Origin of the sequence: Shewanella sp. FDAARGOS_354 (genome assembly GCF_002209245.2) — a bacterium.
GTDB classification, from domain to species: domain Bacteria; phylum Pseudomonadota; class Gammaproteobacteria; order Enterobacterales; family Shewanellaceae; genus Shewanella; species Shewanella xiamenensis.
Genome location: NZ_CP022089.2, coordinates 805,092 through 822,984 on the forward strand (window position 1 = coordinate 805,092; position 17,893 = coordinate 822,984).

The 17,893-nt window shown below is 47.0% G+C and carries 18 protein-coding genes; 15 read left to right on the forward strand and 3 right to left on the reverse strand.

Annotated features, from left to right (window positions below):
• Positions 1–21 precede the first annotated feature (21 nt).
• Positions 22–642 (reverse strand): hypothetical protein, encoded by a 621-nt coding sequence (locus CEQ32_RS03680; RefSeq protein WP_055646622.1) that lies wholly within the window; start codon positions 640–642, stop codon positions 22–24.
• Between the two features lie 94 nt (positions 643–736).
• Between CEQ32_RS03680 and CEQ32_RS03685 the strand changes: the two genes are divergently transcribed.
• From CEQ32_RS03685 to lolE, 3 genes are all read left to right on the forward strand, one after another.
• Positions 737–1,969 carry a lipoprotein-releasing ABC transporter permease subunit gene (locus CEQ32_RS03685; RefSeq protein WP_088585524.1) on the forward strand — a complete coding sequence of 411 codons (1,233 nt, stop codon included), beginning with the start codon at positions 737–739 and terminating at the stop codon, positions 1,967–1,969.
• A 97-nt stretch (positions 1,970–2,066) separates the two neighbouring features.
• On the forward strand, positions 2,067–2,759 hold the full coding sequence (gene lolD, locus CEQ32_RS03690; protein WP_088585525.1) for a lipoprotein-releasing ABC transporter ATP-binding protein LolD: 693 nt from the start codon (positions 2,067–2,069) through the stop codon (positions 2,757–2,759).
• The gene (lolE, locus tag CEQ32_RS03695) at positions 2,756–4,006 is read left to right on the forward strand and encodes a lipoprotein-releasing ABC transporter permease subunit LolE (protein WP_088585526.1); all 1,251 of its coding nucleotides are present in this window, start codon (positions 2,756–2,758) and stop codon (positions 4,004–4,006) included. Before lolD ends, lolE begins: the two co-directional genes overlap by 4 nt.
• Positions 4,007–4,098: 92 nt before the next feature.
• Here the strand turns inward: lolE and suhB are convergent, their stop codons facing one another.
• Positions 4,099–4,902, reverse strand: coding sequence for an inositol-1-monophosphatase (suhB, locus tag CEQ32_RS03700; RefSeq protein WP_011072272.1), 804 nt, complete (start codon positions 4,900–4,902; stop codon positions 4,099–4,101).
• A gap of 154 nt (positions 4,903–5,056) precedes the next feature.
• On the opposite strand from suhB, the gene trmJ reads away from it, so the two are divergent.
• From trmJ to CEQ32_RS03755, 11 genes are all read left to right on the forward strand, one after another.
• A complete protein-coding gene (trmJ, locus tag CEQ32_RS03705) occupies positions 5,057–5,782 on the forward strand; it encodes a tRNA (cytosine(32)/uridine(32)-2'-O)-methyltransferase TrmJ (RefSeq protein ID WP_037418371.1) in 726 nt (241 codons plus the stop codon).
• 45 nt (positions 5,783–5,827) lie between these two features.
• A complete protein-coding gene (gene cysE / locus CEQ32_RS03710) occupies positions 5,828–6,649 on the forward strand; it encodes a serine O-acetyltransferase (RefSeq protein WP_037418369.1) in 822 nt (273 codons plus the stop codon).
• Positions 6,650–7,001: 352 nt separating this feature from the next.
• Positions 7,002–7,463 (forward strand): Fe-S cluster assembly transcriptional regulator IscR, encoded by a 462-nt coding sequence (gene iscR, locus CEQ32_RS03715; protein ID WP_006081858.1) that lies wholly within the window; start codon positions 7,002–7,004, stop codon positions 7,461–7,463.
• Between the two features lie 78 nt (positions 7,464–7,541).
• Positions 7,542–8,756: an IscS subfamily cysteine desulfurase gene (locus tag CEQ32_RS03720; protein ID WP_037418361.1), complete on the forward strand. Its 1,215-nt coding sequence runs from the start codon at positions 7,542–7,544 to the stop codon at positions 8,754–8,756.
• A gap of 37 nt (positions 8,757–8,793) precedes the next feature.
• On the forward strand, positions 8,794–9,177 hold the full coding sequence (gene iscU / locus CEQ32_RS03725) for a Fe-S cluster assembly scaffold IscU (protein WP_011072277.1): 384 nt from the start codon (positions 8,794–8,796) through the stop codon (positions 9,175–9,177).
• Between the two features lie 14 nt (positions 9,178–9,191).
• On the forward strand, positions 9,192–9,515 hold the full coding sequence (gene iscA, locus CEQ32_RS03730; protein WP_011072278.1) for an iron-sulfur cluster assembly protein IscA: 324 nt from the start codon (positions 9,192–9,194) through the stop codon (positions 9,513–9,515).
• A 15-nt stretch (positions 9,516–9,530) separates the two neighbouring features.
• Complete coding sequence (gene hscB / locus CEQ32_RS03735; protein ID WP_037418358.1) at positions 9,531–10,055, forward strand: co-chaperone HscB; 525 nt, start codon at positions 9,531–9,533, stop codon at positions 10,053–10,055.
• Positions 10,056–10,122: 67 nt separating this feature from the next.
• The gene (gene hscA, locus CEQ32_RS03740; protein WP_037418355.1) at positions 10,123–11,985 is read left to right on the forward strand and encodes a Fe-S protein assembly chaperone HscA; all 1,863 of its coding nucleotides are present in this window, start codon (positions 10,123–10,125) and stop codon (positions 11,983–11,985) included.
• A gap of 8 nt (positions 11,986–11,993) precedes the next feature.
• On the forward strand, positions 11,994–12,329 hold the full coding sequence (fdx, locus tag CEQ32_RS03745; protein WP_037418353.1) for an ISC system 2Fe-2S type ferredoxin: 336 nt from the start codon (positions 11,994–11,996) through the stop codon (positions 12,327–12,329).
• 109 nt (positions 12,330–12,438) lie between these two features.
• Entirely contained in the window at positions 12,439–13,647 is a 1,209-nt protein-coding gene (locus CEQ32_RS03750; protein WP_001206290.1) for an IS4-like element IS10A family transposase, read from the forward strand.
• Positions 13,644–15,214 (forward strand): IS3-like element ISSpu6 family transposase gene (locus CEQ32_RS03755; protein ID WP_088585399.1). Its coding sequence is split into 2 segments (ribosomal slippage): positions 13,644–14,121 and positions 14,121–15,214, totalling 1,572 coding nucleotides; the frame shifts between segments, so codons are not numbered across the junction. The genes CEQ32_RS03750 and CEQ32_RS03755 overlap by 4 nt, the downstream gene beginning before the upstream one ends.
• Positions 15,215–15,471: 257 nt before the next feature.
• Here CEQ32_RS03755 and CEQ32_RS03765 read toward each other — a convergent pair.
• Complete coding sequence (locus CEQ32_RS03765; protein WP_088585401.1) at positions 15,472–16,680, reverse strand: IS4-like element IS10A family transposase; 1,209 nt, start codon at positions 16,678–16,680, stop codon at positions 15,472–15,474.
• 266 nt (positions 16,681–16,946) lie between these two features.
• Between CEQ32_RS03765 and rimK the strand changes: the two genes are divergently transcribed.
• Positions 16,947–17,846: a 30S ribosomal protein S6--L-glutamate ligase gene (gene rimK, locus CEQ32_RS03770; protein ID WP_037418350.1), complete on the forward strand. Its 900-nt coding sequence runs from the start codon at positions 16,947–16,949 to the stop codon at positions 17,844–17,846.
• Positions 17,847–17,893: the final 47 nt, after the last annotated feature.

Genomic DNA, 17,893 nt, shown 5'->3' on the forward strand with positions numbered 1-17,893 from the left:
TGCTAGTGAAAACTCTCGTCTTTATTGGCGTTCGTCCCTAGCTTGTTTACGCAGTTTAAGTTGTTTTTGTTGAACATTGAGGCTCGCTTTGACCAGTTGCTCCACATCCGAATCCAGTATTTGGCTAAATTCGAGGTCGATTAGATAGGGCGACGAGGCGTTGTGCTGTTGTGCTTGCTGCGCAGTTGATTGGGCTTCCTGTGAGAGCATACAAGCGGTGACCTTGGCAAAACATAAAATAGCGACCAGTTCGTCATGGATAAATAAGGTCACTTTAACATGGCGCCCTAGAGGTAATTCGGTCGTGCTGATTATGCGAATACCGCTACCACCAAACTGACAACCATCATATTTATCACCCTCTTGGACTTCTTTTTCGAGCACGTGTTGCAGGACTAAATCCACCTTGCGTGATTGTAGCTTGAGAAAATCCACCACCACCTTGGCTTCATTATCTAAATGCCGCAATTGTAACAAACAGCTCGCTTCAAGGGCTTTTACTTCACTCAATAGCTGGATCCCTAAGGATTGCATTGATCTTAAAGCCATTTCATTGGGTAGAGGTCGGTTTTCGTCCCAGAGGCTTAAGTAAGCAGTAAAGGGATGAGGCACACTAAAATACGGATTGGTGTCAGTGAACAAGGCTTGCCTCTTTATTTATAGAACCTAAACCCCTATTATCGTGCCCATCTTTATGATTTAGCAAGTTCAGCACACAGGACGCAGCCCTCTTTCAATGGATCTTCGATTCCCTCTCTACGTTGGTTACCGTTATTGGCGGGCCAGAAAAGCAAACGCATTTGCTTCTTTTATTACCTTATTTGCCGTTTCGGGCATTTTTTTAGGGGTTGCCGCCTTGATCGTGGTCAGTTCGGTGATGAATGGCCTCGAAGGGCAATTAAAGCAGCGCATCCTCGGCGCTGTACCGCAATTGACGGTTTACACTAAAGCTCCCTTAAGCAATTGGACTATTGCGGCAAAAAAGCTAACTGAGCTGCCCGGCGTGCAAGGGGTGACGCCCAGTGTGTCGACGCAAGCTATGGTGCAGTCAGCGGCCAATATCCGTGCGGTACAAGTATTTGGGGTGTTTCCTGAGCTGGCCGAAAAACTTTCCGCGGTGGCGCAACATACCTATTCAGGCGCGTTTAACGAGTTAACCAGTGGCCAGTATAAGGTCATATTGGGCAGCGAACTGGCGCGCCAGTTAAAAGTCAGCCCTGGGGATACGGTACGCTTATTAAGTGGCGATGGCGTGGTGTACTCGCCGCTTGGCCCTGTGCCCAGCCAACGTAAATTTTTAGTGTCCGCGGTGTTCGAAATGGGGTCACAAGTGGATGCGGGCGTTGCATATATCCATTACCAAGATGCAAAGCGGTTAATGCGTCAGCCCAGTGATGAAATCAACCAGCTAAGGCTGTATTTAAACGATCCTTTTAACGCGCCTGCGCTTGCCAAGGATGTGCAGCAAATCTTAACAGAGCAGGGCATCGAGGTGACCACGAGCGATTGGCGTGATACCTATGGACATCTATTTAGCGCAGTGAAGATGGAAAAAAACATGATGTCGCTGATGCTCAGCCTGATTGTGGCGGTGGCGGCATTCAATATTGTCTCGGCGCTGGTAATGATGGTTGTCGATAAAACCACCGATGTCGCAGTGCTTAAAACCCAAGGTTTAAGAACCTCAGCTGTGATGGGCATTTTTGTGGTGCAAGGTTTATTGAATGCGGTGTTAGGTTTAGCGCTGGGCTTAGTGGTGGGTATTCTAATTACCCTTAATTTGAATGGCATTATGGCAACCCTGGGTATTTCGATTTTAGGGACTGGACAAATGTTGCCGGTAAAACTGGCGCTTGGGCAATTGTCGCTGATTATTGTCGGTACCTTAGTGGTGACCCTAGTGGCAACCCTTTACCCTGCGCTACGGGCTGCAAGGGTGCAACCAGCCACAGCGTTGCGTTATGAATAACGGTGTTTTCAACGACTAAAATAATTGCTCCATCGTAAAAGTGGAGTGTAGACGTGGCACTTTGCCATGTCATATAGAATCAATAGCGAGAATCTCAATGCAAGATGTGTTACTGCAAGTGCAGGCGGTGAGTAAGAGTTATCACGACGGCGATGTAACCACGCAGGTGTTGTCTGATGTGGATTTACAGGTATTTAAGGGTGAACAGCTGGCGATTGTGGGCACTTCAGGATCTGGTAAAAGTACGTTACTGCATATTATGGGGACGCTTGATAAACCGTCATCGGGCAAAGTGTTGTTGGCAGGTGAGGATTTATATCAAGTGAGCAGTGCGCGCCAGGCGCAGATCCGTAATCAGGATTTAGGCTTTATTTATCAATTCCATCATTTATTGCCTGAATTTACCGCCCTTGAAAACGTGGCTATGCCGGCATTTATCCAAGGTCGTGATCGCACATTGGCGCAGGCCGATGCCAAGGTTTTGCTCGAGAGAGTTGGGCTTGGGCACAGAATGAGCCATATTCCTGCTGAGCTTTCGGGCGGTGAACGGCAACGGGTGGCGATTGCCCGGGCGCTTATCAACAAACCCAAGTTAGTGCTGGCCGATGAGCCAACGGGAAACCTTGACGCCAAGAGCGGTGAGGCCGTGTATGAACTTATTCGTGAATTGGCCAATCAACTCGGTACCGCGTTTGTGGTGGTCACCCACGATCCTAAATTGGCGGCGCGGATGGACAGACAACTCACCATGAAAAATGGTTATCTGCAAGTACCGGATAGCGCCCAATGAAAGGACCATTAGCCCTCTCGATTGGTTGGCGCTTTTACCGTGCGCGCCAATCCAATAGTTTTATTAGCTTTATTTCCTTTGCATCGACAGCGGGTATCGCCTTAGGCGTCGCCGTATTGATTATCGTGCTCTCGGCGATGAATGGATTTGAGCGCGAGCTGGAGCAACGTTTACTCGGGGTGATCTCCCAAGCCGATGTGGTAGGCGTGAATGAGCCGATTGCTGACTGGCGAGCTGTTGAGCAAACCGCGTTGCAGATTGAAGGCGTTACGGCGGCGGCACCTTTTATTCGTATGCAGGGTTTGGTGCAAAAGCCCGGTGGTTTTCAGGGGCTTGCTGTCGTTGGCATTGATCCTGAACAAGAGGCAAAAGTCTCTACATTGTCGCAATTTATGAATTCCGAGACTTGGCAGAGCTTGAGTGAAGATGATAATCACATCGTCCTTGGTGAAAGTTTGCTGAAAAAATTAGGCCTCGAAGTCGGCGATACGCTGGCGCTGTATGTACAAGATCTTGACCCTGAACATGCGGGAAGCTTACGTGCTGCAAAAAGCCATCGCTTTGTGGTGTCAGGTGTGTATCGCTTAGGTGGAGAGCTTGAATTAACCACCGCGTATATTCCCATGCGTTATGCGGCAAATATCCTGAATTTACATCAAGGCGTGACGGGGGTTCGCATTAGTGTGGCACAGGTATTCGATGCGCCAGCGAAAATTCGCGAGTTAGGTTATGCGTTGAATCAGTCAGTGTATATTAGTGATTGGACTCGAACACAAGGTCATTTATATCAAGATATTCAATTGGTTCGCACCATAATGTACCTCGTATTAGTACTGGTGATTGGTGTGGCCTGTTTCAATATTGTCTCGACCTTGGTGATGGCGGTGCGCGATAAGGCCAGTGAAATTGCGATCCTGATGACCATGGGACTGAGCCGTTTATCGGTAATGGGCATTTTTATGGTGCAGGGGGCATTAAACGGTTTAGTGGGGTGTGCGCTCGGTGGGGTGATTGGTATTGCGACAGCCATTAATCTCAGTGCTATTGCTCGTGGCATTGAGCAATTACTTGGGATCCAATTGTTATCTGCGGATGTGTATTTTGTGGATTTTCTTCCCTCCGAACTGCATATGGCGGATGCCGGTTTAGTGATTGCCACCGCGTTTATAATGAGCCTGATTGCAACCCTGTATCCTGCATGGAAAGCAAGTCAAATTGGCCCTGCGCAGGCATTGGCGGGCAGATAACTGGCGCTACCGTTCTGCACTTAAAAGCTCAAAAACAAAAGGCCAGTGATAATATCACTGGCCTTTTTGGTCTTGTTTTGCGCTAAACGTGATTAACGCTTTAAGCCTTCGTTTAGTAAAGGACGCATGGTTTTTACTAATTCGGTCGTCACTTTCGGAGAACCCGCAACGATATTGCCAGAGATCAGATAGTTATGACCGCCAGTAAAGTCAGTGACTGTGCCACCCGCTTCACGACATAACAGATCGCCAGCAGCGATATCCCATGGCTTTAAGCCAATTTCAAAGAAACCGTCTAAACGGCCTGCGGCCACATAGGCTAAATCTAATGCTGCAGAACCTGTGCGACGTAAGTCTGAACAATGACCAAACACTTCGCCGAAAATGGCCATATAGGTTTCGGTATGTTGACGGGCTTTAAATGGAAAACCTGTACCGATAATGGTTGGTGCTAGTTCGTTAACATTGGTCACGCGAATACGGAAATCGTTTAATTTGGCGCCTTTACCACGGATAGCGGTAAATAATTCTTCACGAACTGGATCATAAACAACGGCAACTTCAGTTTTGCCTTTGTATTGGAGTGCGATAGAAACCGCAAAATGGGGAATGCCTCTAACGAAGTTGTTAGTGCCATCCAGAGGATCGACTATCCAAATATAGTCTTTGTTTTCACCGCGGTTTTCGCCTTTTTCTTCACCCACGATAGTGTGATCCGGGTAAGATTTACGAATTTGATAGGTAATAGCGGCTTCTGCTTCCTTGTCTACACTGGTAACAAAATCGTTGATACCTTTAGCACTGACTTCAACTCGGTCAAGTTCAGTGTAGGCACGCATAATAGTTTGGCCGGCCGCGCGAGCAGCGCGAACAGCAATCGTCAGCATCGGATGCATTGCAATCCCCTGGATGTTAAAGAACGTTAAAAATAGCGGGCGGCATTATACTCGATTTGATTGTTATATCAAATACCGATTTTCATATAAGCATTCGCGCACGCCTGTGATAGTATTCGCTCCCTGTGTTTTGTGAATTAAATTAAGTCGTTTCATGCTAAGTAATATTCGGGTGATTTTAGTGGGGACATCGCACCCCGGCAATATTGGCTCAACCGCCAGAGCGATGAAGACGATGGGGTTATCAACCCTGTATCTTGCCGAACCAAGATGTGAAGTGGACGGTCAATCCATTGCCTTGGCCGCAGGCGCTTCGGACATTTTAAAACATCTGGTTAAAGTGGATTCCTTAGAAGAAGCCATCGCCGATTGCAGTTTGGTGATTGCCACCAGTGCCCGTAGCCGTACCTTGGATTGGCCTATGCTCGATCCGCGAGAAGCGGGACAAAAGCTGGTGACCGAAGGGATAACTGGGCCTGTCGCCATCGTCTTTGGTCGTGAAAATCATGGGTTAACTAATGAAGAATTACAGCAATGTACTTACCATGTGGCGATTCCTGCTAACCCTGAATACAGCTCATTGAACCTCGCGCAGGCTGTGCAAATCATTTGTTATGAGACGCGTGTGGCACATTTAGCCCAAACGGCGGTGTCACAAGAGGTTGAAGAATATCCACTCTCTGCCGATCTTGAGCGTTTCTTTGTACATCTTGAAAGTACCTTATCATCGACAGGCTTTATTATTAAAAACCATCCCGGCCAAGTGATGACAAAGTTACGCCGTCTATTCAGCCGTGCACGTATCGAAAGTCAAGAAATGAATATTCTTCGGGGAATTTTGACTTCGATTGATAAAGTGGTGGGTAATAAACAAAAATAGCCAAAGCAAATTTGGTACATAACGGTAATCGCGAAGGATTGAGTAATGGGTGTGATAGCTAGGCTAAAAGAAGACATTGAATCTATATATCACCGTGATCCCGCGGCGCGTAGCGCCTTTGAGATCTTGGTTAATTATCCTGGCATGCACGCCATTTGGCTGCACCGGATAAGCCATAAATTATGGAAGCGTGATTGGCGCTTAATGGCTCGTTGTTTATCGACTTTTTCGCGTTGGTTGACCGGAGTGGAGATCCATCCTGGTGCTACTATTGGCGACCGTTTCTTTATCGACCATGGTATGGGCGTGGTAATCGGTGAAACCGCTGAAATTGGCGATGATTGCACCTTGTATCACGGCGTGACATTGGGCGGCACCACTTGGCAAGCAGGTAAGCGTCACCCAACACTGGGTAATAACGTCGTTGTCGGTGCTGGCGCCAAAATCTTAGGTCCTATCACTATGCATGATGGGGCGCGTGTCGGCTCAAATTCTGTTGTAGTAAAAGATGTACCTAAGGATACGACAGTGGTTGGTATTCCTGGGCGTGTGGTAGCAACACCCTCACCACAATCAAAAGAAAAATCCGAACGCCGTAGTGCTATGGCTAAGAAGTATGGTTTCGATGCTTACGCGGTCTCACCTGATAATCCCGATCCCGTTGCTAACGCGATTGGTCAAATGCTGGACCATATGCATTTAATGGACTCAAAGGTGCAGGAATTGTGTCAAGCTATCCAGCGTTTAGGTGGCGATGTATGCACCGAAAGATTGCCAGAGCTGAATGTTGGCGATTTTAACGATGTCGAAAAGGCGGCTGCTGATAAGCGCCAAAGTGCGCTTGATGAGTTTGATCCAAGTATATAGTCCTGAAAATAGCAGAGTAGATGCAATTTCTTTTAGAGTGTCACCACTCTGCTAACGCTTTTATTTCGATAGTGCAAATCCCATTGTATAGCTTTTGAACACTTTGGGCATGTGTGCTCTGCTTTCATTTCAAGATAGTGCGTTAGATCCCGATATCAGGCCAATTTGGGTGATTAATTGCCCCTTTGGCATTGAATCTTAGGGCAGAAAAAGGTTAAATACCCCACCAAGATGAAAGGGTATTGGTTAACGGCACGCTTAAATACTTGAGTGTTTTACTCGGTTTTATACTTGACTGATTTACTCGGGTATGTTGAAATAGCTCCATACCTGTTCGGGAGCTATGGTAGTTATGAAACTTACATCTAAAGGTCGTTATGCAGTAACCGCAATGCTTGATGTGGCTATCCACTCAGCTTCAGGACCAGTTCCCTTGGCGGATATCTCTGAAAGACAAGGGATTTCGCTTTCCTATCTGGAACAACTCTTCGCAAAGTTACGCAAACATGGCCTAGTGGCAAGTGTCCGAGGTCCTGGTGGTGGTTACCGTTTAGGCCTAGAGGCAAATGATATTTCTGTTGGCATGGTGGTTCATGCCGTTGACGAGTCTGTCGATGCGACTCGTTGTCAAGGATTAGGCAATTGCCAGAGTGGAACTCGCTGCTTAACGCACTCGCTTTGGGGTGATTTAAGCAAACAAATTTCAGATTTTTTAGATGGTATCAGTCTTGCGGGCTTAATGCAGAAACGAGATGTGCAATTTATTTCGCTTAAGCAAGACACTATGCAAAAGGAGCAAAGAGTCAGCTTATAGGCTTTTTGTTATACGATAAAAATTATTTTTGTACGTTGTATGTAGCCTCGGCAGAGACTGCTAAGTACGGAGTGTGTTATGAAGCTTCCTATCTATTTAGATTATGCCGCCACCACGCCAGTTGATCCGCGAGTTGCGGAAAAAATGTTCCAATACATGACGATGGATGGCATTTTCGGTAACCCAGCATCACGTTCTCACCGTTATGGTTGGCAAGCTGAAGAAGCGGTAGATGTCGCTCGCAACCAAGTGGCTGATCTTATCAATGCAGATCACCGTGAAATCGTGTTTACCTCTGGTGCAACTGAGTCGAATAACCTCGCCATTAAAGGCGTTGCGCATTTCTACAATAAGAAAGGCAAGCACATTATCACCAGTAAGACTGAACACAAAGCTGTGTTAGATACTTGCCGTCAACTTGAACGTGAAGGTTTTGAAGTCACCTATTTAGAACCAGAATCCAACGGCATTATTCCGATGGCGCGCTTAGAAGCGGCTATGCGTGACGATACTATTCTCGTCAGTATTATGCACGTCAACAACGAAATCGGTGTGATCCACGATATCGATGCAATCGGTGAGTTATGCCGTTCAAAAGGCATTATTTTCCATATGGATGCGGCGCAAAGTGCTGGTAAAGTACCGATTGATGTGCAACGCACTAAAGTAGATCTGATCTCCATTTCTGGCCACAAAATGTATGGTCCTAAAGGGATTGGTGCCTTGTATGTTCGTCGTAAACCCCGTATCCGCTTAGAAGCGCAAATGCACGGTGGTGGTCATGAGCGGGGTATGCGTAGTGGTACTCTGCCAACTCACCAAATTGTCGGTTTAGGTGAAGCTGCGGCGATTGCAAAAGCTGAAATGGCAACAGATGACGCGCGTATTGCTAAGCTGCGTGACAAATTATGGAATGGCATCAAACACATTGAAGAAACCTATATCAACGGTGATATGACTCAGCGTGTGAGTGGCAGTCTCAACGTTAGTTTCAACTATGTTGAAGGTGAGTCACTGATGATGGCATTAAAAGATTTAGCGGTTTCATCGGGTTCGGCTTGTACCTCAGCCAGTTTAGAACCGAGCTACGTGTTACGTGCACTGGGCTTAAATGATGAAATGGCGCATAGCTCGATTCGTTTCTCTATCGGCCGTTTTACCACCGAAGAAGAAATCGACCACGCTATTGAAGTTATTACTCAATCTATTGATAAATTAAGAGAAATGTCTCCATTGTGGGAAATGTTTAAAGATGGCATCGACCTGAATCAGGTGCAGTGGGCCCATCATTAATTCGACTAATGACAATAGATAATTTTGGAGCAGTATCATGGCTTACAGTGAAAAAGTGATAGATCATTACGAGAACCCACGTAACGTTGGTTCTTTCGATAAAAACGATCCTTCAGTCGTAACCGGTATGGTGGGTGCACCAGCTTGCGGTGACGTGATGAAGTTACAACTGAAAATCGGCGCTGATGGCATTATCGAAGATGCAAAGTTTAAAACCTATGGTTGTGGTAGTGCGATTGCATCAAGCTCACTGGTTACTGAGTGGGTTAAAGGCAAGACAATTGAGCAAGCTGCGGCGATCAAAAACACTGATATAGCTGAAGAGTTAGCTCTGCCACCCGTAAAAATCCACTGTTCTATTTTGGCTGAAGACGCCATTAAAGCGGCGATTGACGAGTACAAATCTAAACAAGCTAAGTAACATCTGGAGTTAAGATGGCAATTACAATGACCCCAGCGGCAACTGAACGCGTCAGGTCTTTCTTAGCAAATCGAGGCAAGGGCATTGGTCTGCGCCTCGGCTTAAAGACGTCAGGCTGTTCAGGTATGGCTTATGTGCTTGAGTTTGTTGATGCACTGAACGATGACGATGAAGTATATGATATTGATGGTGTAAAAATCATTATTGATGCGAAAAGCTTTATCTATCTTCAGGGCATTGAATTGGATTTTGTTAAAGAAGGACTGAACGAAGGTTTCCAATTTAACAACCCGAACGCAAAAGGTGAGTGCGGTTGCGGTGAGAGTTTCACTGTTTAATTGCCGAATTGACGCATGAATTATTTCGAGCTGTTTAAGTTTTCTCCTACCTTCGATATTGACACCGCATTGCTTGCAGAACGCTACCGCGACCTGCAACGTGCGGTTCATCCCGATAAGTTTGCCAATGATACCGAGCAACAACGGTTGTTGTCGGTGCAACGCACCGCACAAGTCAACGACGGTTATCAAACCCTAAAAGACCCCATCCGCCGTGCTGAGCATATGCTCTCCCTGCGTGGTATTGATTTAAGTCATGAGACCACGACAGTGAAAGATACTGCATTTTTAATGCAGCAGATGGAATGGCGTGAAGCACTTGAAGATATTCGTGATAGCGCCGATCCCCAAGCCAGCATTGATGAACTGTACGATTCTTTTGCGACTTACCGCGCTCAGTTGAATAAAGTATTGGCTTCACAGCTGAGCAGTGGCAGTGACGAAGACGCCTTGTTAGCGGCAGATCAAGTTCGCAAACTTAAATTTATGGCAAAATTACACGATGAACTGACGCGTATCGAAGACGCGTTGCTCGATTAATTTTTCTTATTGCAGTTATTTTGCCGATTCCGATTGATTTGAGTCGGCGTTACTAAGTTGGATACATATGGCCCTTTTGCAGATTGCTGAGCCCGGACAAAGTGCCGCGCCACACCAACATAGACTTGCCGTTGGCATCGATTTAGGTACAACCAATTCACTTGTGGCTGCTGTACGCAGTGGCGTAACGGCAACCTTGCCCGATGAAAACGGACAGCATTCTTTACCTTCGATAGTTCGTTACACTCATGATGGAATTGAAGTGGGTTATGTGGCGGCGTTAAGTTCAGCGCAGGATCCTAAAAACACTATCGTTTCCGTTAAACGTTTCATGGGGCGTAGCCTTGCGGATATCCAAGCTGGCGAGCAATCTTTCCCATATCAATTCGAAGCCAGTGAAAATGGTTTACCGCTGTTTGTGACGCCCCAAGGTCGAGTGAATCCGGTGCAAGTTTCTGCCGAAATTTTACGTCCTTTAATTGAACGCGCCGAAAAAACCCTTGGCGGTGAGCTGCAAGGTGCAGTGATCACTGTGCCTGCGTATTTCGATGATGCCCAGCGTCAGGGAACTAAGGATGCAGCATCGTTATTGGGTATTAATGTTTTACGCCTATTAAATGAACCCACTGCGGCTGCGATTGCCTATGGTTTAGACTCTAAGCAAGAAGGTGTTATTGCCATTTACGATCTCGGTGGTGGCACCTTTGATATTTCTATTTTGCGCTTAAACCGTGGCGTATTTGAAGTACTGGCTACGGGCGGCGATTCTGCGCTCGGTGGTGATGATTTTGATCATCTTTTACAAGCACATATGCAGCAAGTGTGGCAGCTGACTGATATCGACTCTCAGTTAAGTCGCCAGCTATTGATTGAAGCGCGCCGGGTGAAAGAAGCCTTAACCGATTCGAGTGATACTGAGGCTAGTCTTACCCTTGCCGATGGTTCGGTGCTCAAACAAGTGGTTACTAAGGCGCAATTTGAGAGCCTCATTGCTGCGCTTGTGAAGAAAACCATCGCAAGTTGTCGCCGCACCCTACGTGATGCGGGCGTAACGGCTGATGAAGTGCTTGAAACCGTCATGGTTGGCGGCTCTACCCGCGTGCCATTAGTCCGTGAGCAAGTTGAAGCCTTTTTTGGTAAAGCGCCATTAACTTCAATCGATCCTGACCGTGTTGTCGCCATTGGCGCGGCGATTCAGGCTGATATTTTGGTCGGTAACAAACCCGAATCTGAATTATTACTGCTCGATGTGATCCCCTTGTCGTTAGGGATTGAAACCATGGGCGGTTTAGTGGAGAAAGTGGTGTCTCGTAACACGACTATCCCCGTGGCACGCGCCCAAGAGTTTACCACCTTCAAGGATGGGCAAACGGCGATGGCGTTCCATGTCGTGCAGGGTGAGCGCGAGTTAGTTGACGATTGTCGCTCTCTAGCACGCTTCACTTTAAAAGGTATTCCACCGTTAGCGGCAGGTGCTGCCCATATCCGGGTGACCTTCCAAGTGGATGCTGATGGATTATTAAGTGTGACGGCCATGGAGAAATCCACTGGCGTGCAATCGAGCATTCAGGTCAAGCCTTCGTTTGGTTTATCGGATACTGAGATCGCGACTATGCTCAAAGACTCGATGAAGCATGCTAAAGAAGATATCAGCCGCCGTATGCTGGCTGAGCAGCAAGTTGAGGCGGCGAGGGTGCTTGAGTCCTTGAATGCAGCGCTCTCTAAAGATGGTGACTTACTCACAAGCGATGAGCGTCAGCAGATTGATACTGTGATGGCTCAGCTGGTTCACGTCGCTGGCGGTGATGATGCTGATGCAATTAAAAATGCGATCGAAATTCTTGATGAACATACTCAAGATTTTGCCGCAAAACGTATGGATAATTCTATTCGAGTGGCCTTTAAAGGTCAGTCAATTGACAAGATATAGGTGATGTGATGCCCCAGTTAGTCTTTCTTCCCCATGCTGAGTTGTGTCCCGATGGCGCAGTGTTGGAAGCTGAAGTAGGTGAAACGATTCTCGATGTGGCGCTGCGCAATGGCATCAATATCGAACATGCCTGTGAAAAATCCTGTGCTTGCACTACGTGCCATTGCATTGTGCGTGAAGGATTTGATGAGCTAGAGCCAAGTGATGAACTTGAAGACGATATGCTTGATAAAGCTTGGGGACTCGAGCCTGAGAGCCGCTTATCCTGTCAGGCTAAAGTGGTTGATTGCGATCTGGTGATTGAAATGCCTAAATACACTGTCAATATGGTGAGCGAAGGCTAAGTCCTGAAGAATCCCCTGATGATTTACAAATAAATCATCAAATTAGGGTGGAAGCGCATCTTGTTGCATGATCAAATGGTTTCGCTAAAAACTACACTTGGACAACAAGATGCGCGAAGCCAATATCCTACAACATTCTTTACACCAATACTGCCCAGAACTTCACCTAAAACGATTAAACAGCTTGATGCTGGCCTCTAAGGCACTGATTGAATGTAAGACACTGACCTTGACTGAGTTAGGTCGAAATTTACCAACCACGGCCCGAACCAAGCACAACATCAAGCGCATTGATCGTTTGCTCGGCAACACGCATCTGCATCAAGAACGGTTAGCTGTCTACCAATGGCATGCCAGCCTCATCTGTTCTGGTAACCCTATGCCGATTGTGCTCGTCGATTGGTCAGACATCCGAGAGCATAAACGCATCATGGCTCTGCGCGCCTCAATAGCCTTCAATGGCCGCTCTATTACCCTGTATGAGAAGTCCTATCCCCTATCAGAACAATGCTCTAAGGCCTCCCACAACGGTTTTTTAGCGGACTTAGCCAAGATTTTACCTTTGCATGTTACCCCTCTCATCGTGACTGACGCGGGGTTCAAAGTGCCTTGGTACAAAGAGGTTGAGGCGCATGGTTGGTTTTGGCTAAGCCGTATTCGCGGTACAGTTCAATTTGCAGATATTGGCGCTGAAAATTGGCGTGCAGTTCGCAGTACACATGACTTGGCCAACGGTCAAGCGAAGAGCCTGGGTTGTAAGACCTTGACCAAAACTAACCCTATCAATTGCCATCTCACGCTTTATCGTAGCAAACCTAAGGGGCGTACAAATCAGCGTTCAACGAGGACTAATTGCCACCATCCATCGGCAAAAACGTACTCAACATCGGCGAAAGAGCCTTGGGTGTTAGCCAGCAATTTACCACCAGAATCTCGGAGCCCAAAGCAGCTGGTAAACCTGTACGCCAAACGTATGCAAATAGAGGAAACCTTTCGTGACCTCAAAAGCCCGGCATACGGCTTTGGCTTACGCCAAAGTCGTACCAACAGTCCAGAGCGATTCGACATCATCCTACTGATAGCGTTGATGGTTCAATGCCTGTTGTGGCTAGTTGGTTTACACGCACAGCAACAGGGCTGGGATAAGCATTTTCAGGCCAATACCATTGGGCATCGAACGGTACTCTCAACGATTCGCTTGGGATTGGAGGTACTCAGGCGGCCTGATTATCAAATCACGGAGAAAGAATTGCTGGCGGCCTGGGTATTATTCGCCAATCAGTTGCTCAAATATGGCTATGCTATGGCTGATTTATGAGGGGATCCTTCAGGGCTCGGTATTCACCAGAACGTAAAGAGGCGATCCTTAAAAAATTATTACCTCCTCACAACTTAACGGTCGCAGAGGTCGCTCGGGAAGAAGGCATCGCGGTGCAAACCTTGTATCATTGGCGAGATATTGCCAGAAAAGAAGGTCGCCCCGTGCCAGGTAAAACATTAACAGCCGATGATTGGTCGGCTGAAGCAAAACTTGCCGTGATTATTGAAACAGCGCCGCTGTCGGAAGCGGAGATAAACCAGTATTGCCGTGAAAAGGGCTTGTTCCGCGAGCAAGTACAGCAGTGGAAACAGGATTGTTTAGCTGGTTTTCAAACCTCAGAAGTACAAACTAAAACCATTAAACAGCAGGCTAAGGCTGACAAAGCCGAAATCAAATCGCTGCAACGGGAATTGCGCTATAAGGAGAAAGCGCTGGCTGAAGCTGCTGCGTTACTGGTGCTCAGAAAAAAGCTCAATGCGCTCTGGGGGGACGACAGCGAGGAGAGCTAACCCCTTTGCCTGAGCGCATAGCATTGATTGCCTTAATCCAAGAGGCCTATACCAATGGTGCTCGCCTTTATAAGGCTTGTGCAGAAACGGGCCTCAGTAAGCGTACCTATCGACGTTGGTATCGAGAAGGTCAAGTACAAGCTGATTTAAGGCCGACAGCAGCTCGACCAGAGCCGGCCAATAAACTCGAAGAACATGAGCGACAACAGATATTAAGCGTGTGTAATCAAACGGAGTACGCCAGCTTACCCCCGTCGCAAATTGTGCCAACATTATTAGATAACGGGATTTATATCGCCTCGGAATCCAGCTTCTACAGAGTGTTAAATGCTCATGGTCAACTTAACCATCGTGGCCGCACTCAGGCTGCGGTCAATCGAAGCAAACCGTTGAGTTATCGGGCAGATGGGCCGAATCAAGTGTGGTCATGGGACATCACTTATTTAGCCTCAATCGTCAAAGGCCAGTTCTACTATTTGTACCTGTTTGAAGATATTTACAGTAGAAAAATAGTGGGTTACGAAGTTCATGAGCAAGAAAGTGGGGAATATGCCGCTGCGCTAATCCAACGCTGTCTGTTACGCGAGCAATGCTTTAACACGCCATTAGTGCTGCATTCTGATAATGGGGCGCCGATGAAGTCACTGACCATGAAAGCCAAGCTGGAAGAGCTTGGTATTACGGCATCATTAAGTCGGCCGAGGGTGAGTAATGACAACCCCTTTTCAGAGTCGTTATTTAAAACGTTGAAATACCGCCCACAGTGGCCGGCATCAGGTTTTAGCTGCTTAGCAACAGCAAGAGAATGGGTGGAAAAGTTTGTAACCTGGTACAACGATGAGCATAAACACAGCCAGCTAAATTTTGTCTCACCAGGGCAACGTCATGCACTGCAAGATGGCGCTATTTTAGCGAAGCGCAAGAAAGTGCTTGAGGCGGCGAAGGAAAGAAAACCGATGCGTTGGTCTACAGAGATCAGAAATTGTGAAGCGGTTGGCGCTGTAACACTCAACCCAGATAAGGCACCAGAAGAAGGCGTAATAAATGCAGCTTAATATTTAAACAAAGAGTGACAACTATCTTGAAAAACACCGGATCTTAAAATGATAGTGTTTAGTGGCGGCGAATGCTTCACCCTTAAAAGTGATCTTTATGCTGGCATTCAAGCTGCAACATTAAATGGGAAGATGTCGCGTTGCGTAACTAACGGTTACTGGGGTAATACACTTTCGAATGCAAGAACAATTGCTGAAAAGTTAAAAGACGCCGGATTAAGTGAGATTAACTTTAGTACTGGTGCTGAAGGATCCCCTCATAAATCAGCCATAGCATAGCCATATTTGAGCAACTGATTGGCGAATAATACCCAGGCCGCCAGCAATTCTTTCTCCGTGATTTGATAATCAGGCCGCCTGAGCACCTCCAATCCCAAGCGAATCGTTGAGAGTACCGTTCGATGCCCAATGGTATTGGCCTGAAAATGCTTATCCCAGCCCTGTTGCTGTGCGTGTAAACCAACTAGCCACAACAGGCATTGAACCATCAACGCTATCAGTAGGATGATGTCGAATCGCTCTGGACTGTTGGTACGACTTTGGCGTAAGCCAAAGCCGTATGCCGGGCTTTTGAGGTCACGAAAGGTTTCCTCTATTTGCATACGTTTGGCGTACAGGTTTACCAGCTGCTTTGGGCTCCGAGATTCTGGTGGTAAATTGCTGGCTAACACCCAAGGCTCTTTCGCCGATGTTGAGTACGTTTTTGCCGATGGATGGTGGCAATTAGTCCTCGTTGAACGCTGATTTGTACGCCCCTTAGGTTTGCTACGATAAAGCGTGAGATGGCAATTGATAGGGTTAGTTTTGGTCAAGGTCTTACAACCCAGGCTCTTCGCTTGACCGTTGGCCAAGTCATGTGTACTGCGAACTGCACGCCAATTTTCAGCGCCAATATCTGCAAATTGAACTGTACCGCGAATACGGCTTAGCCAAAACCAACCATGCGCCTCAACCTCTTTGTACCAAGGCACTTTGAACCCCGCGTCAGTCACGATGAGAGGGGTAACATGCAAAGGTAAAATCTTGGCTAAGTCCGCTAAAAAACCGTTGTGGGAGGCCTTAGAGCATTGTTCTGATAGGGGATAGGACTTCTCATACAGGGTAATAGAGCGGCCATTGAAGGCTATTGAGGCGCGCAGAGCCATGATGCGTTTATGCTCTCGGATGTCTGACCAATCGACGAGCACAATCGGCATAGGGTTACCAGAACAGATGAGGCTGGCATGCCATTGGTAGACAGCTAACCGTTCTTGATGCAGATGCGTGTTGCCGAGCAAACGATCAATGCGCTTGATGTTGTGCTTGGTTCGGGCCGTGGTTGATAAATTTCGACCTAACTCAGTCAAGGTCAGTGTCTTACATTCAATCAGTGCCTTAGAGGCCAGCATCAAGCTGTTTAATCGTTTTAGGTGAAGTTCTGGGCAGTATTGGTGTAAAGAATGTTGTAGGATATTGGCTTCGCGCATCTTGTTGTCCAAGTGTAGTTTTTAGCGAAACCATTTGATCATGCAACAAGATGCGCTTCCACTCTAATTTGATGATTTATTTGTAAATCATCAGGGGATTCTTCAGGGCTAAGTCACTTTTGTGCTGAAATCGCCAAAAACCAGTCCTAGTGACTGGTTTTTGTCTTTTGTAGACTAGCATTTGCGCAAGCAATAATAGCCATGATTGATTTATCCTTAAGCAAGCGTATTATGCGCTCAAAATGAAATGGTTGTCGGAGACCAGAATGAGAATCGCGATCCTATCGCAAGGGCCTGAGCTATATTCCACAAAGCGACTCGTTGAGGCTGCGACATTACGTGGTCACGAAGTCAAAGTGATCAATCCGCTCGAATGCTATATGAACATCAATATGCGCCAATCGAGCATTCATATTGGTGGTGAAGAATTACCGCCCTTTGATGCGGTGATCCCACGTATCGGCGCATCAATTACCTTTTATGGCTCTGCGGTGCTACGCCAGTTTGAGATGATGGGTGTCTATGCGCTCAATGATTCTGTCGGCATTTCACGCTCCCGCGATAAGCTGCGTTCAATGCAGTTAATGTCACGTCGTGGTATTGGTTTGCCGATCACCGGCTTTGCCAATAAGCCAAGCGATATTCCTGATTTAATCGATATGGTCGGTGGCGCGCCGTTAGTGATTAAATTGCTTGAGGGCACTCAAGGTATTGGCGTTGTTCTGGCTGAAACCCGTAAAGCGGCCGAAAGCGTGATTGAAGCTTTTATGGGATTAAAGGCTAATATCATGGTACAAGAATATATCAAAGAAGCTAACGGTGCGGATATTCGTTGTTTTGTCCTTGGTGATAAAGTAGTCGCCGCGATGAAGCGCCAAGCCATGCCAGGGGAGTTTCGCTCAAACCTCCACCGTGGTGGTACGGCAAGTTTAGTTAAACTTACGCCTGAAGAACGCTCAGTGGCTATTCGTGCCGCTAAGACCATGGGCCTGAACGTTGCGGGGGTGGATTTATTGCGTTCCAACCATGGCCCATTAGTGATGGAAGTGAATTCTTCACCAGGCCTTGAAGGGATTGAAGGTGCTACAGCTAAGGATGTCGCTGGGGCGATAATCGAGTTTGTTGAGAAAAACGCAATTAAGACAAAAAAAACAACTCAAGCGTAAAGTGAGTGGTGATTAAGCTAAACTCAGGTGAAATGCGTTGAAATGTC

What these genes read in the sequence shown, in the direction of transcription:
- CEQ32_RS03685 (WP_088585524.1), top strand. Translation starts at nt 737, where the DNA reads ATGGATCTTCGATTCCCTCTCTACGTTGGTTACCGTTATTGGCGGGCC.
- lolD (WP_088585525.1), top strand. Translation starts at nt 2,067, where the DNA reads ATGCAAGATGTGTTACTGCAAGTGCAGGCGGTGAGTAAGAGTTATCAC.
- lolE (WP_088585526.1), top strand. Translation starts at nt 2,756, where the DNA reads ATGAAAGGACCATTAGCCCTCTCGATTGGTTGGCGCTTTTACCGTGCG.
- suhB (WP_011072272.1), bottom strand. Translation starts at nt 4,902, where the DNA reads ATGCATCCGATGCTGACGATTGCTGTTCGCGCTGCTCGCGCGGCCGGC.
- trmJ (WP_037418371.1), top strand. Translation starts at nt 5,057, where the DNA reads ATGCTAAGTAATATTCGGGTGATTTTAGTGGGGACATCGCACCCCGGC.
- cysE (WP_037418369.1), top strand. Translation starts at nt 5,828, where the DNA reads ATGGGTGTGATAGCTAGGCTAAAAGAAGACATTGAATCTATATATCAC.
- iscR (WP_006081858.1), top strand. Translation starts at nt 7,002, where the DNA reads ATGAAACTTACATCTAAAGGTCGTTATGCAGTAACCGCAATGCTTGAT.
- CEQ32_RS03720 (WP_037418361.1), top strand. Translation starts at nt 7,542, where the DNA reads ATGAAGCTTCCTATCTATTTAGATTATGCCGCCACCACGCCAGTTGAT.
- iscU (WP_011072277.1), top strand. Translation starts at nt 8,794, where the DNA reads ATGGCTTACAGTGAAAAAGTGATAGATCATTACGAGAACCCACGTAAC.
- iscA (WP_011072278.1), top strand. Translation starts at nt 9,192, where the DNA reads ATGGCAATTACAATGACCCCAGCGGCAACTGAACGCGTCAGGTCTTTC.
- hscB (WP_037418358.1), top strand. Translation starts at nt 9,531, where the DNA reads ATGAATTATTTCGAGCTGTTTAAGTTTTCTCCTACCTTCGATATTGAC.
- hscA (WP_037418355.1), top strand. Translation starts at nt 10,123, where the DNA reads ATGGCCCTTTTGCAGATTGCTGAGCCCGGACAAAGTGCCGCGCCACAC.
- fdx (WP_037418353.1), top strand. Translation starts at nt 11,994, where the DNA reads ATGCCCCAGTTAGTCTTTCTTCCCCATGCTGAGTTGTGTCCCGATGGC.
- CEQ32_RS03750 (WP_001206290.1), top strand. Translation starts at nt 12,439, where the DNA reads ATGCGCGAAGCCAATATCCTACAACATTCTTTACACCAATACTGCCCA.
- CEQ32_RS03765 (WP_088585401.1), bottom strand. Translation starts at nt 16,680, where the DNA reads ATGCGCGAAGCCAATATCCTACAACATTCTTTACACCAATACTGCCCA.
- rimK (WP_037418350.1), top strand. Translation starts at nt 16,947, where the DNA reads ATGAGAATCGCGATCCTATCGCAAGGGCCTGAGCTATATTCCACAAAG.